At 57.4% G+C, this 15,432-nt stretch carries 14 protein-coding genes; 10 read left to right on the forward strand and 4 right to left on the reverse strand.

What is annotated here, in order from left to right:
• Window positions 1-32: 32 nt before the first annotated feature.
• Entirely contained in the window at window positions 33-1,418 is a 1,386-nt protein-coding gene (gene radA, locus N2K86_RS03040) for a DNA repair protein RadA (RefSeq protein ID WP_014068810.1), read from the forward strand.
• Window positions 1,419-1,453: 35 nt separating this feature from the next.
• Window positions 1,454-2,686, forward strand: coding sequence for a multifunctional transcriptional regulator/nicotinamide-nucleotide adenylyltransferase/ribosylnicotinamide kinase NadR (gene nadR, locus N2K86_RS03045; protein WP_010427112.1), 1,233 nt, complete (start codon window positions 1,454-1,456; stop codon window positions 2,684-2,686).
• A gap of 111 nt (window positions 2,687-2,797) precedes the next feature.
• Here nadR and N2K86_RS03050 read toward each other — a convergent pair whose 3' ends face one another.
• Window positions 2,798-3,799, reverse strand: a complete 1,002-nt coding sequence (locus tag N2K86_RS03050) for a zinc-binding alcohol dehydrogenase family protein (RefSeq protein WP_260660423.1) — start codon at window positions 3,797-3,799, stop codon at window positions 2,798-2,800.
• Window positions 3,800-3,907: 108 nt separating this feature from the next.
• Between N2K86_RS03050 and N2K86_RS03055 the strand changes: the two genes are divergently transcribed.
• The gene (locus N2K86_RS03055) at window positions 3,908-4,807 is read left to right on the forward strand and encodes a LysR family transcriptional regulator (protein ID WP_260660424.1); all 900 of its coding nucleotides are present in this window, start codon (window positions 3,908-3,910) and stop codon (window positions 4,805-4,807) included.
• Window positions 4,808-4,899: 92 nt separating this feature from the next.
• Here the strand turns inward: N2K86_RS03055 and ettA are convergent, their stop codons facing one another.
• A complete protein-coding gene (gene ettA, locus N2K86_RS03060) occupies window positions 4,900-6,567 on the reverse strand; it encodes an energy-dependent translational throttle protein EttA (protein ID WP_101738274.1) in 1,668 nt (555 codons plus the stop codon).
• Between the two features lie 226 nt (window positions 6,568-6,793).
• Here ettA and sltY point away from each other — a divergent pair, with 226 nt between their 5' ends.
• Together sltY and trpR are read left to right on the forward strand one after the other, a co-directional pair.
• Window positions 6,794-8,731, forward strand: a complete 1,938-nt coding sequence (gene sltY, locus N2K86_RS03065; protein WP_260660425.1) for a murein transglycosylase — start codon at window positions 6,794-6,796, stop codon at window positions 8,729-8,731.
• A 55-nt stretch (window positions 8,732-8,786) separates the two neighbouring features.
• Window positions 8,787-9,113, forward strand: coding sequence for a trp operon repressor (gene trpR / locus N2K86_RS03070; protein WP_021240574.1), 327 nt, complete (start codon window positions 8,787-8,789; stop codon window positions 9,111-9,113).
• Here trpR and yjjX read toward each other — a convergent pair.
• Window positions 9,110-9,625: an inosine/xanthosine triphosphatase gene (yjjX, locus tag N2K86_RS03075; protein WP_260660426.1), complete on the reverse strand. Its 516-nt coding sequence runs from the start codon at window positions 9,623-9,625 to the stop codon at window positions 9,110-9,112. The two genes, trpR and yjjX, sit on opposite strands and share 4 nt — an antisense overlap.
• 50 nt (window positions 9,626-9,675) lie before the next feature.
• On the opposite strand from yjjX, the gene gpmB reads away from it, so the two are divergent.
• Window positions 9,676-10,323: a 2,3-diphosphoglycerate-dependent phosphoglycerate mutase GpmB gene (gene gpmB / locus N2K86_RS03080; RefSeq protein ID WP_008502057.1), complete on the forward strand. Its 648-nt coding sequence runs from the start codon at window positions 9,676-9,678 to the stop codon at window positions 10,321-10,323.
• Here the strand turns inward: gpmB and robA are convergent.
• Window positions 10,320-11,189, reverse strand: a complete 870-nt coding sequence (gene robA / locus N2K86_RS03085; RefSeq protein ID WP_014882475.1) for an MDR efflux pump AcrAB transcriptional activator RobA — start codon at window positions 11,187-11,189, stop codon at window positions 10,320-10,322. The genes gpmB and robA overlap by 4 nt on opposite strands.
• A 211-nt stretch (window positions 11,190-11,400) precedes the next feature.
• Between robA and creA the strand changes: the two genes are divergently transcribed.
• Genes creA through creD form a run of 4 tightly spaced genes read left to right on the forward strand, consistent with a single transcriptional unit; the run spans window position 11,401 to window position 15,408 of the window.
• On the forward strand, window positions 11,401-11,871 hold the full coding sequence (creA, locus tag N2K86_RS03090) for a protein CreA (protein WP_260660427.1): 471 nt from the start codon (window positions 11,401-11,403) through the stop codon (window positions 11,869-11,871).
• Window positions 11,872-11,885: 14 nt separating this feature from the next.
• Entirely contained in the window at window positions 11,886-12,575 is a 690-nt protein-coding gene (creB, locus tag N2K86_RS03095; protein WP_260660428.1) for a two-component system response regulator CreB, read from the forward strand.
• On the forward strand, window positions 12,575-13,999 hold the full coding sequence (gene creC / locus N2K86_RS03100; protein WP_260660429.1) for a two-component system sensor histidine kinase CreC: 1,425 nt from the start codon (window positions 12,575-12,577) through the stop codon (window positions 13,997-13,999). The genes creB and creC overlap by 1 nt, the downstream gene beginning before the upstream one ends.
• A 56-nt stretch (window positions 14,000-14,055) precedes the next feature.
• On the forward strand, window positions 14,056-15,408 hold the full coding sequence (gene creD / locus N2K86_RS03105) for a cell envelope integrity protein CreD (protein WP_260660430.1): 1,353 nt from the start codon (window positions 14,056-14,058) through the stop codon (window positions 15,406-15,408).
• The last annotated feature ends 24 nt before the right edge of the window (window positions 15,409-15,432 follow it).

Raw genomic sequence — 15,432 nt, forward strand, 5'->3', positions numbered from 1 at the left:
ACTCAGGCCGCAGAGAAATAACGAGGTAAACCGTGGCAAAAGCCCCAAAACGCGCATTTGTCTGTAATGAATGTGGTGCGGATTATCCGCGCTGGCAGGGGCAATGCAGCGCCTGTCATGCCTGGAACACCATCACCGAAGTGCGTGGTGTGGCGGCTTCGCCGAGCGTTGCCCGCAATGAACGCCTGAGCGGCTATGCCGGTAACGCGGGCGTGGCGAAGGTGCAAAAACTTTCTGACATCAGCCTCGAAGAGCTGCCGCGCTTCTCCACCGGGTTCAAAGAGTTTGACCGCGTGCTCGGCGGTGGCGTGGTGCCGGGAAGCGCCATTCTGATCGGCGGTAATCCGGGCGCGGGTAAATCGACTCTGCTGCTGCAAACGCTCTGCAAGCTCGCTGAACAGATGAAAACTCTGTACGTCACGGGGGAAGAATCACTTCAGCAGGTGGCGATGCGAGCGCACCGCCTGGGCCTGCCGACCGGCAACCTGAACATGCTCTCCGAAACCAGCATCGAGCAGATCTGCATGATCGCCGAAGAAGAGCAGCCGAAGCTGATGGTGATCGACTCCATTCAGGTGATGCACATGGCGGACATCCAGTCCTCGCCGGGCAGCGTCGCGCAGGTGCGTGAAACCGCGGCCTACCTTACGCGCTTTGCCAAAACGCGCGGCGTGGCGATCGTGATGGTCGGCCACGTGACCAAAGACGGCTCGCTGGCCGGGCCGAAGGTGCTTGAGCACTGTATCGACTGCTCCGTGATGCTCGATGGCGACGCGGACTCCCGCTTCCGGACCCTGCGCAGCCATAAAAACCGCTTTGGGGCGGTGAATGAACTGGGCGTATTTGCCATGACCGAGCAGGGGCTACGCGAAGTCAGCAACCCGTCGGCCATCTTCCTGAGCCGTGGCGATGAGATCACCTCCGGCAGTTCGGTGATGGTGTTGTGGGAAGGGACGCGCCCGCTGCTCGTTGAAATTCAGGCGCTGGTGGACGTGTCGATGATGGGCAACCCGCGGCGCGTGGCGGTCGGTCTGGAACAGAACCGTCTGGCGATCCTGCTGGCGGTGCTGCACCGTCACGGTGGCCTGCAGATGGCGGATCAGGACGTTTTCGTCAACGTGGTCGGCGGCGTCAAAGTCACTGAGACCAGCGCAGACCTGGCGCTGCTGCTGGCAATGGTCTCCAGCCTGCGCGACAGACCGTTGCCTCAGGATCTGGTTGTCTTTGGTGAAGTGGGACTCGCCGGGGAGATTCGTCCGGTGCCAAGCGGGCAGGAGCGTATCTCCGAGGCGGCAAAACACGGTTTCCGTCGTGCGATCGTTCCCGCTGCCAACGTGCCGAAAAAAATCCCGGAAGGGATGCAGGTCTTTGGCGTGAAGAAACTCGCAGATGCGTTAAATGTCTTTGACGACTTATAATTACGTATTCGATTTTGCAGGAGGCACCGTAATTTATGTCATCATTTGACTACATCAAGACCGCAATCCGCCAGAAGGGCTGCACGCTGCAGCAGGTGGCGGACGCCAGCGGCATGACCAAAGGCTACCTGAGCCAGTTGCTGAACGCCAAAATCAAAAGCCCCAGCGCGCAGAAGCTCGAAGCGCTGCACCGCTTTCTGGGGCTGGAATTCCCGCGTATGCAGAAGAACATCGGGGTGGTGTTCGGCAAGTTTTACCCGCTGCATACCGGGCATATCTATCTGATCCAGCGTGCCTGTAGCCAGGTGGATGAGCTGCACATCATCATGGGCTATGACGAAACCCGCGACCGTCAGCTGTTTGAAGACAGCGCCATGTCGCAGCAGCCCACGGTGTCAGACCGTCTGCGCTGGCTGCTTCAGACCTTTAAGTATCAGAAGAACATTCGTATTCATGCCTTTAACGAAGAGGGCATGGAGCCGTATCCGCACGGCTGGGACGTGTGGAGCAACGGTGTAAAAACCTTTATGGAAGACAAGGGGATTGCGCCGAACTGGATCTACACCTCTGAAGAGTCCGATGCGCCTCAGTTCCGCGAGCATCTGGGCATCGAGACGGTGCTGATCGATCCGAAACGCACCTTTATGAACATCAGCGGGGCGCAGATCCGCGAAAACCCGTTCCGCTACTGGGATTACATTCCGACCGAAGTGAAGCCGTTCTTTGTGCGTACGGTGGCGATTCTGGGCGGCGAGTCGAGCGGCAAATCAACGCTGGTGAACAAGCTGGCGAACATCTTCAACACGACCAGCGCGTGGGAATACGGTCGCGATTATGTCTTCTCGCACCTTGGCGGCGACGAGATGGCTCTGCAGTATTCCGACTACGATAAAATCGCGCTCGGACATGCCCAGTACATTGATTTTGCGGTGAAATACGCCAACAAAGTGGCGTTTATCGATACCGATTTTGTCACCACGCAGGCGTTCTGTAAAAAATACGAAGGGCGCGAGCACCCGTTCGTGCAGGCGCTGATTGACGAATACCGCTTTGACCTGGTGATCCTGCTGGAAAACAACACCCCGTGGGTAGCCGACGGCATGCGCAGTCTCGGCAGCTCCGTGGACAGGCGGGAGTTCCAGTCCATGCTGGTGGAGATGCTCAACGAAAATAACGTTGAGTTTGTGCATGTGGAAGAGTCGGACTACGACTCCCGTTTCCTGCGCTGCGTCGAACTGGTGAAGGAGATGATGGGGGAGCAGGGGTAAAAGACTTCCCCCTCACCCTGCCCTCTCCCCATAGGGGAGAGGGTAAAGACAGCGCCGTGCGATCCCCTCGCCCCTATGGGGAGAGGGCTAGGGTGAGGGGAATCAGACCACTCAGAACTCAACTACCACTTTCCCCCGCATATGCCCCTCCAGCACTTTACGGTGCGCCTCGGTAATGCTCTCCACGCTCAGCCCGTGCAGCGTTTCACTCAGCGAACTTTCCACCACGCCGTTATCCACTAGCTTCGCCACCTCATCTAAGATCTCCCCCTGACGCGCCATATCCGCGGTCTGGTACATGCTGCGGGTATACATAAATTCCCAGTGCAGCGCGGCGGATTTGGATTTCAGCTTGTCCTGGTTCAGCGGACGTTCATTCTCGACGATAGAGCAGATATGCCCCTGTGGCGCAATCAGTTCGCTGACTGCTTCCCAGTGCCCGTCGGTGTCGTTGAGGATGAAAATGTAATCCACAAAGGTCAGCCCCTGTTTCGCCAGTTCACCTTTCAGGTCGCGGTAATTTACGACAACGTCAGCCCCGCGATCGCGACACCACTGGGCGGAATCTTCTCGCGAAGCAGTTGCGATGATTTTCACCTTGCTGTTGTGTTTCGCAAAGGGGATCGCCAGCGATCCCACGCCGCCCGCGCCGCCAATGATCAGCAGCGTTTTGTCCGCGCCGGCATCCCGAATGTTCAGCCGCTCGAATAATCCTTCCCAGGCAGTAAGGGCGGTCAGTGGCAACGCAGCAGCCGCGGCCCAGCCGAGGCTGGCAGGTTTGTGCCCGACAATGCGCGCATCGATCAGCTGATGTGTGGTGTTGCTGCCCGAACGGGTGATGTCGCCCGCGTACCACACCTCGTCACCCGGTTTAAATCCGGTGACGCCAGCCCCCACGGCTTTGACGATCCCGCTGGCATCCCACCCGAGAATGCGCGGCTCGTTCAGTCCGTTCTTAGCAATGCCCGCGTGGACTTTGGTATCGACCGGGTTAATGGAGACGGCCTTCACCTCCACCAGGAGATCGTGCTCGCCGGGCTGCGGCATCGGTGGGGTGATTTCAACGAAGTTGGAGGGATTTTCTGGGTTAACGGCAATGGCTTTAACTGACATAGTGTGCTCCTCAATGGCGTTCGTTTTGTTGAGGCTAGTCTATTAAGTGGCCATCTGCGTGATAAGATGGACAATTAAGAACTCAGCGTTCGTACAGGGTGAACAATCATGTTTAAACAGCTGCAGGATATGGCGCTGTTCGCGCTGGTGGCAGAGATGGGCAGCTTTACCGCGGCAGCGCAGAAGGCGGAACTGCCGAAATCCAGCGTGAGCCAGCGGATTAGTCAGCTGGAGCAGCAGGTGGGGATCCGCCTGCTTAACCGCACCACGCGCAGGATCAGCCTCACGTTTGCGGGCGAGCACTATCTGGTGCACTGTCGCGAAATGCTGGCGGCCAGCGAGCGGGCAGAGTATGCCATTCAGCGGCTGCGCGAAAACCCGAGCGGGCGGCTGCGGATCACCTGTCCGGCGGGGATTGGGGCGACGCTGCTGGCGCACATGAATGCCGAGTTCCAGCTTCGCTATCCTGACGTTTCGCTGGATGTGTCGATCTCTGATGACGTGGTGGATCTTGTCGAGTCCGGCTTTGACGTGGCGCTGCGTACCGGCAAGCCGCAGGACTCCTCCCTGATTGGCCGAATGATCGGGCACTGCCCGCGTTATATGCTGGCTTCGCCGGACTATCTGGCGCGTCGGGAGCCGTTGATTCATCCCCGTCAGCTGGTGGATCACCGCTGCATTACGCACCGGGCGTGGTCAGAGTGGCTGCTGCGAAGTGAGAGCGAGGATCACCGCTACCTGCCGGATAACGCACATATGACCGATAATCTGGTATACGCCCGCGAATGTGCGATTGCCGGTGCGGGGATCACGCTGTTACCCGCATTTCTGCTGGAAGATAAGATCGAAAAGGGTGCGCTGGTTCAGGTACTGCCGGAGTGGAATGTTGAAGGTAACGATCTGTGGCTGGCGTATCCAAGCCGCAAGCTGAATTCACCCGCGCTGATGAGCTATATCGAGTTTGCGATGCAGTTTGACGAGGTGAAACGGTACTACGTAGGCAAATAAAAAAGCCGGGTGGCGCTCACGCTTACCCGGCCTACAAACTGCGCAGTACCGTAGGCCGGGTAAGGCGAAGCCGCCACCCGGCACTCAGGTACTTATTTCGCAATACGCTTGTACTTAATACGCTTCGGCTCCAGCGCGTCGGCGCCCAGCGTGCGTTTCTTGTACTCTTCGTATTCGGTGAAGTTACCTTCGAAGAACTCGACTTTACCTTCGTCCTGGTAGTCCAGGATGTGGGTCGCGATACGGTCCAGGAACCAGCGGTCGTGCGAGATAACCATCGCGCAGCCCGGGAACTCCAGCAGGGCGTTTTCCAGCGCGCGCAGGGTTTCGATATCCAGGTCGTTGGTTGGTTCATCGAGCAGCAGTACGTTACCGCCAACCTGCAGCAGCTTCGCGAGGTGCAGACGACCGCGCTCACCGCCGGACAGTTCGCCCACGCGTTTACCCTGGTCGGTGCCTTTGAAGTTGAAGCGGCCAACATAGGCGCGGCTTGGCATCTCGGTGTTGCCGATACGCATGATATCCAGACCGCCGGAGACTTCTTCCCACACGGTTTTGCTGTTGTCCATTGCGTCACGGAACTGGTCAACGGAGGCCAGCTTCACGGTTTCACCCAGGGTGATAGAGCCGCTGTCAGGCTGTTCCTGACCGGACATCATGCGGAACAGGGTGGATTTACCCGCGCCGTTCGGACCGATGATCCCGACGATAGCGCCTTTCGGTACGGAGAAACTCAGGTCGTCAATCAGCAGGCGGTCGCCGTAAGACTTACGCAGGTTGCTGACTTCAACCACTTTATCCCCCAGACGTGCTCCAGGTGGAATAAACAGTTCGTTGGTTTCGTTACGTTTCTGGTATTCGGTGTTGTTCAGCTCTTCGAAGCGTGCCAGACGGGCTTTGCCCTTAGACTGACGGCCCTTCGCGCCCTGACGCACCCATTCCAGCTCTTTCTCGATAGACTTGCGACGCGCCGCTTCCTGAGAAGCTTCCTGCGCCAGACGCTGATCTTTCTGCTCCAGCCAGGAGGAGTAGTTGCCTTCCCATGGAATGCCTTCGCCGCGGTCCAGCTCCAGGATCCAGCCAGCGACGTTGTCGAGGAAGTAACGGTCGTGGGTAATCGCCACAACAGTGCCTTCGAAGTCGTGCAGGAAGCGCTCCAGCCACGCCACGGATTCCGCATCCAGGTGGTTGGTCGGTTCGTCGAGCAGCAGCATGTCTGGTTTTTCCAGCAGCAGGCGGCACAGCGCGACGCGGCGACGTTCACCCCCGGAGAGCTTTTCAACTTTAGCATCCCAGTCCGGCAGACGCAGGGCATCAGCCGCGCGCTCCAGCTGCACGTTCAGGTTGTGACCGTCGTGCGCCTGGATAATCTCTTCATACTTGCCCTGCTGAGCGGCCAGCTTGTCGAAGTCCGCATCCGGCTCGGCGTATTTGGCATACACTTCATCCAGACCTTTCAGCGCGTTAACCACTTCGGACACCGCTTCTTCAACGGATTCGCGAACGGTGTGTTCCGGGTTCAGCTGAGGTTCCTGCGGCAGGTAACCAATCTTGATGCCAGGCTGCGGACGGGCTTCACCTTCGATGTCTGTATCGATGCCCGCCATGATGCGCAGCAGGGTGGACTTACCGGCACCGTTGAGACCCAGAACACCGATTTTTGCGCCCGGGAAGAAGCTCAGCGAGATATTTTTAAGAATATGACGTTTCGGCGGGACAACTTTGCCGACACGATGCATGGTATAAACGAATTGAGCCACGTTGGACTTCGCCTCTTTTATCGTAATGAGAAGGAATTTCAGCCTCGAAGTGTAGCCTTTTTCATGCCCTAATCCCAGTCAGGAACGTCGGGAGTGTTAAAACGCGCAGGAAAGGTAAAAAAGTGTCCATAACGTGGCGCGTTGCAGGATGCCTGGTTAGCATAAGTGAATGCAACATTGACGTGGCAAGACGCTGCAACTAACGAAAAACAATGAGGAAGAGCGTGTGGAAAAAGCCAAACGGGTGGTCTGGCGTCTGCTGGCTGCCAGCGTATGCGTAATGGCGGTAAGCCAGGCGGTGCATGCCGATTCACTGGATGAACAACGTAACCGCTACGCCCAGATTAAACAGGCGTGGGACAACAAGCAGATGGATACCGTGCAGGCGCTGATGCCGACGCTAAAGGATTATCCGCTGTATCCGTATCTGGAGTACCGCCAGATAACCGACGATCTCATGAACCAGCCTACCGTCACCGTGAATAACTTCATTCAGGCGAACCCGACCCTGCCGCCTGCCCGAAATCTCCAGTCTCGTTTTGTGAATGAGCTGGCGCGTCGTGAAGACTGGCGCGGACTGCTGGCGTTTAGCCCGGAAAAACCGGGCACGACGGAAGCGCAGTGTAATTACTACTACGCCAAATGGGCCACAGGACAGCAGGAAGAGGCCTGGGTCGGTGCCAAAGATCTCTGGCTAACGGGCAAAAGCCAGCCCAACGCCTGTGATTCGCTGTTCGGCGCATGGCGTGCTTCAGGCAAGCAGGATCCGCTGTCCTACCTTGAGCGCATCCGTCTGGCGATGAAAGCCGGTAACACGCGTCTGGTCACTGCGCTGGCGGGGCAAATGCCGTCTGACTATCAAACCATTTCGTCTGCCGTCATTGGGCTGGCAAACAATCCGAACAGCGTGCTGACCTTTGCCCGCGGTACGGGTGCGACCGATTTCACGCGACAAATGGCGGCGGTCGCCTTTACCAGCGTGGCGCGTGACGATGTGGAAAATGCGCGACTGATGATCCCGCAGCTGGTGCAGGCGCAGCAGCTTAATGAAGAACAAACGCAGGAATTGCGCGACATCGTGGCGTGGCGACTGATGGGCACCGATGTGACCGACGAACAGGCGCGCTGGCGTGACGACGCGATCATGCGTTCAAACTCCACCTCGCTTGTCGAGCGCCGCGTGCGCATGGCGCTGGGCACGGGCGATCGTCGTGGACTGAATACCTGGCTTGCGCGTCTGCCGATGGATGCCAAAGAAAAAGATGAATGGCGCTACTGGCAGGCCGACCTGCTGCTGGAGCGTGGTCGTGACGATGAGGCCAAAGCGATCCTCCACGCGCTGATGCAACAGCGCGGATTCTACCCGATGGCGGCGGCGCAGCGGTTGGGTGAGGAGTACACGCTCAAGATCGACAAAGCGCCCGCGAACGCAAACCCCGCTTTGACGCAGGGGCCAGAAATGGCGCGCGTTCGCGAGCTGATGTACTGGAATATGGACAACACCGCACGCAGCGAGTGGGCTAATTTGGTCACCAGCCGCACCACCGACGAGAAAGCCCAGCTTGCCCGCTACGCGTTTGATAATCGCTGGTGGGATCTGAGCGTGCAGGCGACGATCGCCGGTAAACTGTGGGATCATCTCAAAGAGCGTTTCCCGCTGGCGTACAAGGATCTGTTCGATCGCTACACCAGCGGCAAAGATATCCCGCAGAGCTATGCGATGGCGATTGCCCGTCAGGAGAGTGCCTGGAACCCGAAAGTGCGATCCCCGGTGGGGGCCAGCGGCCTGATGCAGATCATGCCGGGCACGGCGACGCACACGGTGAAGATGTTTAATATCCCTGGGTACAGCAGCCCGTCGCAGCTTCTCGATCCGGATACCAATATCAACATCGGTACCAGCTATTTGCAGTACGTCTACCAACAGTTCGGCAATAACCGCATCTTCTCGTCGGCGGCGTATAACGCGGGACCGGGTCGCGTGCGTACCTGGCTCGGCAACAGCGCCGGACGCATCGATGCCGTGGCGTTTGTCGAGAGCATCCCGTTCTCGGAAACGCGCGGATACGTGAAGAACGTGCTGGCCTATGACGCCTACTATCGCTACTTCATGGGGCAGAAGGACACCCTGATGAGCGATGCCGAGTGGCAGAGACGTTACTGATCGGCGTGGGTTGTGTTATGCTGTACTCGCTAATGAGTACAAGAGGCAGCATAACATGACCCAGCATTCCCCGTATTCCTCGGCAATGGCCGAACAACGTCATCAGGAGTGGCTTCGTTTTGTGGAGCTGCTTCGCCAGTCTTACGAGCAGGATTTGCACTTACCCCTCATGCAGCTGATGCTCACGCCGGACGAGCGTGAGGCGCTGGGCACGCGCGTGCGCATCATTGAAGAGTTACTGCGCGGCGAGATGAGCCAGCGCGAGCTGAAAAATGAGCTCGGCGCGGGCATCGCAACGATCACCCGCGGATCGAACAGTCTGAAATCGGCCCCGGTTGAGCTGCGCCAGTGGCTGGAAGCGGTGTTGTTGAAAAACGCCTAACGATAGATCGCGTTATGGAACGGGCTTAACGCCAGGATCACCGCCTGGTGATACACGCCTGAACGCGTCAGCGCGCCGGCGGTAAAGACGCCAATCGCCCCTTCTTTACGGCCAATCTCATCAATGCCGGTGTACTGCGACATCACCGGCCCGAGCGCTTCACCCGCACGCACTTTTTCCAGAATGATAGCCGGGAGCGGCAGGGTGGCCGAACGCGCCTCGCCGCGCTGTTCACGGCTTTCAATCACCACCCAGCTAAAGGTGGCGCCTTCGTCGATACCGGCTTCAATCGCTACCCAAAAGTCAGCATTCGGTGCGGCAGCCTTAGCGTTCGCCACGCGATTTCGTGCGCCAGCGCGCGTTTCCTCGCTGCCAAACGGCTGTTCAGGCACGCCACTCTCGACGCCGATGGCCTCAATATGGCAGGATCCTGCGCCGAAGATCTCGTCAAATGCCCTTAGAATTGCCTGAATTTTGGCAGGATTAGTGGTAGCAGAGACAACATGGTGCATAATTAAGCTCGATTCAAAAAAAACTCATCGCAGTATAACGGAAAAAAAGCATGTTACAGGTATACCTTGTTCGCCACGGTGAAACGCAGTGGAACGCCGAGCGACGTATTCAAGGGCAGTCGGACAGTCCTCTCACCGAAAAGGGTGTGCAGCAAGCGTGGCAGGTGGCGGAACGCGCCAGAACGCTGGGCATTACGCACGTTATCACCAGCGATCTCGGTCGCACACAGCAGACGGCGCGCATCATCGCAGATGCCTGCGGCTGTGACGTCATGCTGGAGCCGCGCCTGCGCGAGCTGGATATGGGCGTGCTGGAAAAACGCCATATTGATACGCTGACGGAAACGGAAGAGGGCTGGCGTCGCACGCTGGTGAACGGTACCGAAGATGGCCGTATTCCAGAAGGGGAATCCATGCAGGAGCTGAGCGTGCGTATGCATGCCGCGCTGGCGGAATGCCTGAAGCTTCCTGCGGGAAGCCGTCCGCTGCTGGTGAGTCACGGGATTGCGTTGGGTTGCCTGGTGAGCACCATTCTGGGCTTACCGGCTTACGCCGAGCGCCGTTTGCGTCTGCGCAACTGCTCCATTTCCCGGATTGATTATCAGGAAAGCGCATGGCTGGCGTCGGGCTGGGTAGTGGAGATGGCAGGGGACATTTCGCATCTCGATGCCCCTGCGCTTGACGAACTGCAGCGTTAACGGCGGATAGGAATCAAGAATTCCATACGCAGATTGATTGGGCCTTCTTCCGGTTTGGCATCCTGCGCCGGGTAGTAGCGCTCAATGTCCTGACCTTTACGGCGATTAAGATTCAGCATTGGCATGCAGGTCCCGTAAACGGTCAGGATAAACTCCTGAACTCCCGTTCCCAGCCCTTCATACGAGAACATCACGTACTCGCCGCCTTCCAGCACGACCGGTTTAGAACCCTGAATATAACCATTCGCCATCTCTGGCGTCAGCGCGGTGGTGTAGAACACCTCCTGCTCGTCGTCTTTTTCCTGGCTTGGGTGCGTTTCGTTGAGGCCATACAGGATTGGCGGGATCGCCGGTGCGTGGCTCAGGAAGTCGCGCCAGAACTGAACGCGCATCTGGTGACGGAACTCAGAAATCTGCTCCAGAGAACAGGAGTAGCTCTGGGTTGTGCCGATCAGATGGGTTTCCGGCAGCGCGACAATTTCATATTTCGGCATCGCGAACTCGCCCAGACGCAGCGGCGGACGCATGCCAAACGAGCTCCAGTCAGGCGAGCGACGATAAAGCGCTGGCGTCAACGAGAACTGTTTTTTAAAGGCGCGGGTGAACGTTTGCTGCGAATCAAAACGATACTGCAGGGCAATATCCAGAATCGGCCGCGCGGTCAGGCGCAATGCCACAGCAGATTTAGATAAACGACGTGCGCGAATATAGGCACCGATAGCATGACCGGTGACATCCTTGAACATCCTTTGCAGATGCCACTTGGAATAGCCTGCTTTAGCCGCCACATTATCCAGTGACAAAGGCTGGTCGAGATGACCTTCCAGCCAGGTGAGCAGGTCGCGAATAATTCCAGCCTGATCCATATACTATCCTCATCCTTAAAACAGCAGGTGCCTGATAACAGGTTAGCGGATAATAGCATTTTTTGATGTTTTAGCATTCAGTGTTTTTTTTGCGCATTAATGCCTTTTATGGCTCGTTTTGGGCGAATATATTCTAATCCTGTGATCTTGCTACATTTTTGTCTAACGTGTTGAATAATCGCTCAGTGCAATTTTAAAGAATGGTAACAATATGAAATACAAGACTTTGATCTTCACCGCGTTGCTGCTGATGGTCGGCCGCGCCGCGCAGGCGGAACAGATTGGTTCCGTCGATACCGTGTTCAAAATGTTTGGCCCGGACCACAAAATCGTGGTGGAGGCGTTTGACGATCCGGACGTGAACAACGTCACCTGCTATGTCAGCCGTGCGAAAACGGGCGGTATCAAAGGCGGGCTGGGGCTGGCGGAAGATACTTCCGATGCGGCGATCTCTTGCCAGCAGGTGGGGCCGGTTGAGTTGAGCGATAAAATTAAAAACGGCAAAGCGCAGGGCGATGTGGTGTTCCAGAAACGGACCTCGCTGGTGTTTAAAAAGCTGCAGGTAGTGCGTTTCTATGATGCCAAGCGCAACACCCTGGCTTACCTGGCCTATTCCGACAAAGTGGTGGAAGGCTCGCCGAAAAACGCGATCAGTGCGGTGCCGATTATGCCGTGGCATTAATTCAGGGATAAACCATGCAACAACCTGTGGTCTGGCTGGTTGAAGACGAAACCAGTATCGCCGATACGCTGATCTACATGCTTCAGCAGGAAGGCTTCGCGGTAAAGGCGTTTGAGCGCGGTTTACCGGTGCTGGAGGCGGCGCGGCGGCAGGCTCCGGCGCTCGCCATTCTGGACGTCGGGCTGCCGGACATCAGCGGCTTCGAGCTGTGCCGCCAGCTGCTGGCCCAGCATCCGTCACTGCCGGTGCTGTTTCTGACGGCACGCAGTGATGAAGTGGATAAGCTCCTCGGTCTGGAAATGGGCGCTGACGACTATGTCGCTAAGCCGTTCTCTCCGCGAGAAGTCTGCGCCCGAGTAAGGACGATTTTACGTCGAATGCAAAAATCCGCCGCGCCAGCAGAGACGGTGCGTATCGGGCAGTTTGAACTGAATGAGGCTGCCGCGCGTATAAGCTGGTGCGGTGAAGCATTGCCCCTGACCCGCTATGAATTCTTGCTGCTCAAAACCTTATTACAGGCGCCCGGGCGAGTCTTTTCTCGTCAGCAGCTCATGGACAAGGTATGGGGTGAAGATGGCGACAGTTTCGATCGTACCGTGGACACCCACATCAAAACCCTGCGCGCCAAGCTGCGGGCGGTGAATGAGGAACTGTCACCCATCAGCACCCATCGCGGCATGGGATACAGTCTGGGCCTTTACTGATGCGCATTGGGATGCGGTTATTGCTGGGGTACTTCCTGATCGTGGCCATCGCCGCGTGGTTTGTGCTGTCGATCTTTGTTCAGGAAGTAAAGCCCGGCGTGCGCAGGGCAACCGAGGGCACGTTAATCGATACTGCGACCTTACTCGCCGAAGTCGGGCGTGAGGATCTTCTTTCGGGCCATGCGCAGCAGGGCAAACTGGCGCAGGCCTTTTCTCAGCTTCATCAGCGCCCTTTCCGCGCCAATATCGGCGGGATCCATAAAGTCCGTAACGAGTATCACGTCTACATGACCGATGCGCAGGGCCGCGTCGTGTTTGATTCCGCCGGTCTGGCCGTGGGGCAAGATTACTCGCGCTGGAACGATGTCTGGCTGACGCTTCGCGGTGAATACGGCGCGCGCAGTACCCAGAGCCATCCCGACGATCCAGAGAGCACGGTGATGTATGTTGCCGCGCCGGTTGTGGAGCAGGGTAAGATTATCGGCGTGCTGTCGGTCGGGAAACCTAACAGCGCGATGGCACCGGTTATCCATCGCAGCGAGCGAAGGATCCTGTGGGCAGGCGGAGCGCTGCTCGGCATTGCCCTGCTGATCGGTGTTCTCGTCGCCTGGTGGATCAATCGTTCTATCAGTACGTTATCGCGCTATGCCGACTCGGTGACCACGGATACGCCTCTCCCGCTACCTAATCCAGGCAGCAGCGAACTGCACAAGCTGGCACAGGCGCTGGAGAATATGCGCATTCGCCTGGAAGGGAAAAACTACATTGAACACTATGTCCATGCGCTGACCCACGAGCTGAAAAGCCCCATCGCCGCCATACGCGGCGCGGCGGAAATTCTCGCCGAGCAGCCGCCGCCGCAGGTGGCCGCGCGGTTTATCGATAATATTCTGGTGCAAAACGCGCGCATGCAGTCGCTGGTCGAAAAGCTGCTTACGCAGGCGCGGCTGGAAAATCGGGTCGAGATCGTGCCGGTCAGTGTCGATGTCGACACGCTATTTACCCGCCTGGCCGACGCGCGTTCGGCGGTTCTGACGGCGAAAAATATCACGCTGACGAGCCAAAGCACCTCTCTGTGCGTTGCGGGCGATCCCGAACTGCTCGAACAGGCCCTGGGGAATTTGCTGGATAACGCCATCGACTTCACGCCGCCCGGCGGGGAGATTGCGCTGGCCGCGTATGAAGCGCAAACGCAGATCCTGCTCACGGTGACCGATAGCGGAAGCGGTATCCCGGATTATGCGCTGGAGCGTATTTTTGAGCGCTTTTACTCCCTTCCGCGTAGCAACGGTTTGAAGAGCAGCGGACTTGGGCTGGCCTTTGTTCAGGAGGTTGCCCGTTTGCACCAGGGGGGCATTACGTTGCGGAATCGTGATGAAGGGGGCGCAACCGCCACGCTGGCACTTCACCGTCACTTCACATAGCTTCAAACTGACCCCGCATAGCCTCGTTACGCTCTCCTCATCACAAAGGAGACGTAATGATGAAATCCCCCCTGTTCTGGAAAGTGAGCACCCTGCTGGGGTGCATTCTGCTGCTGTTAGTTCCGTTGTTTATGGTCAGTAATCTCATTTCGGAACGCGAGAGCTACCGTAATGACGTTGAAAACACGCTTCGTCAAAGCACCAGCGGACCGCAAAAGCTGGTCGGCCCGCTGATTGCCATTCCGATGACGGAGATCTTTTACAAGATAGAGGACGAGAAGAAGGTCGAATACAAGAAAAGGTATATGCATTTCATTCTGCCGGAATCTCTGGTTGTGGAAGGGAACCAGCGCGTGGAGTCCCGAAATATTGGCATCTACGACGGGCAAATCTGGAACACTGACCTGAAGATAAAAGCGCAGTTTAATACCGAAGAGCTTAAGCAGTTGAAAGGGGAAACGATCGCGACAGGGCAGCCGTTTATCGTGACGGGCGTTGGAGACGCACGGGGTATTGGCACGGTCAGTATCTCTAAAATCAATGGTGAGGCGCTAAGCGTGGAACCCGGTTCAGGTGTCTACGGGGCGCTTGCTGGGATCCACATCCCGCTGACCGACAAAGCGCTGGAAGCCAAAACGTTTGCACTTGAGATGTCACTCAATCTGGCGGGAACCGGCAGTTTTGCGGTGGTACCGGTAGGGCGTAATAGCGAAATGACGCTCAACAGCAACTGGCCGCATCCGGGCTTTATGGGCAACTATCTGCCGGTTAAGCACAAAATTGGCGAGTCTGGTTTCCAGGCGAACTGGAAGAGCAGCTGGTTTGCGAACAACCTTGAGAGCTGGTTCAGCGGGAGTGAATCGCCGTCGTGGGAGTCGATCCCCGCCTTTAGCGTCACGATAGCCACGCCCGCCGATCAGTATCAGTTGACTGACCGGGCGATCAAGTACGCTATTTTGCTGATTGCGCTGACGTTTATGGCCTTCTTTGTCTTCGAAACCTTAACCGGGCTGCGCCTTCACCCGATGCAGTATCTGCTGGTGGGGCTGTCGCTGGTCCTGTTCTACCTGGTGTTGCTGGCGTTGTCTGAACACGTCGGGTTTACGCCTGCCTGGGTTGTTGCAAGCCTGGTGGGCGCAGCGATGAACGGAATGTACCTGCAGGCCGTGCTGAAAAGCTGGAAACGCAGCGGGCTGTTTGTGCTGGCACTACTCGGGTTGGACGTGGTGATGTGGTTCCTGCTGCGCTCGGAGGATAGTGCGCTGCTATTGGGGTCAGCGGTTCTCGCGCTGGCGCTGTTCGCCGTCATGTACCTGACCCGTCATTTCGACTGGTACTCGCTCTCTCAGCCGAAGCTACCTGAGCCACCCGCTGAGCCGGACAACGCCAGGATGCGGATCTGGAAATAAAAAAAACGGCGCAAATGCGCCGTT

Source organism: Enterobacter mori, assembly GCF_025244905.1.
Taxonomy (GTDB): Bacteria; Pseudomonadota; Gammaproteobacteria; order Enterobacterales; family Enterobacteriaceae; genus Enterobacter; species Enterobacter mori_A.

Excerpts from the sequence above, each read along its gene's own strand:
- creB (WP_260660428.1), top strand. The coding sequence starts at position 11,886 with ATGCAACAACCTGTGGTCTGGCTGGTTGAAGACGAAACCAGTATCGCC.
- nadR (WP_010427112.1), top strand. The coding sequence starts at position 1,454 with ATGTCATCATTTGACTACATCAAGACCGCAATCCGCCAGAAGGGCTGC.
- creC (WP_260660429.1), top strand. The coding sequence starts at position 12,575 with ATGCGCATTGGGATGCGGTTATTGCTGGGGTACTTCCTGATCGTGGCC.
- creD (WP_260660430.1), top strand. The coding sequence starts at position 14,056 with ATGATGAAATCCCCCCTGTTCTGGAAAGTGAGCACCCTGCTGGGGTGC.
- robA (WP_014882475.1), bottom strand. The coding sequence starts at position 11,189 with ATGGATCAGGCTGGAATTATTCGCGACCTGCTCACCTGGCTGGAAGGT.
- gpmB (WP_008502057.1), top strand. The coding sequence starts at position 9,676 with ATGTTACAGGTATACCTTGTTCGCCACGGTGAAACGCAGTGGAACGCC.
- N2K86_RS03050 (WP_260660423.1), bottom strand. The coding sequence starts at position 3,799 with ATGTCAGTTAAAGCCATTGCCGTTAACCCAGAAAATCCCTCCAACTTC.
- trpR (WP_021240574.1), top strand. The coding sequence starts at position 8,787 with ATGACCCAGCATTCCCCGTATTCCTCGGCAATGGCCGAACAACGTCAT.
- yjjX (WP_260660426.1), bottom strand. The coding sequence starts at position 9,625 with ATGCACCATGTTGTCTCTGCTACCACTAATCCTGCCAAAATTCAGGCA.
- N2K86_RS03055 (WP_260660424.1), top strand. The coding sequence starts at position 3,908 with ATGTTTAAACAGCTGCAGGATATGGCGCTGTTCGCGCTGGTGGCAGAG.
- creA (WP_260660427.1), top strand. The coding sequence starts at position 11,401 with ATGAAATACAAGACTTTGATCTTCACCGCGTTGCTGCTGATGGTCGGC.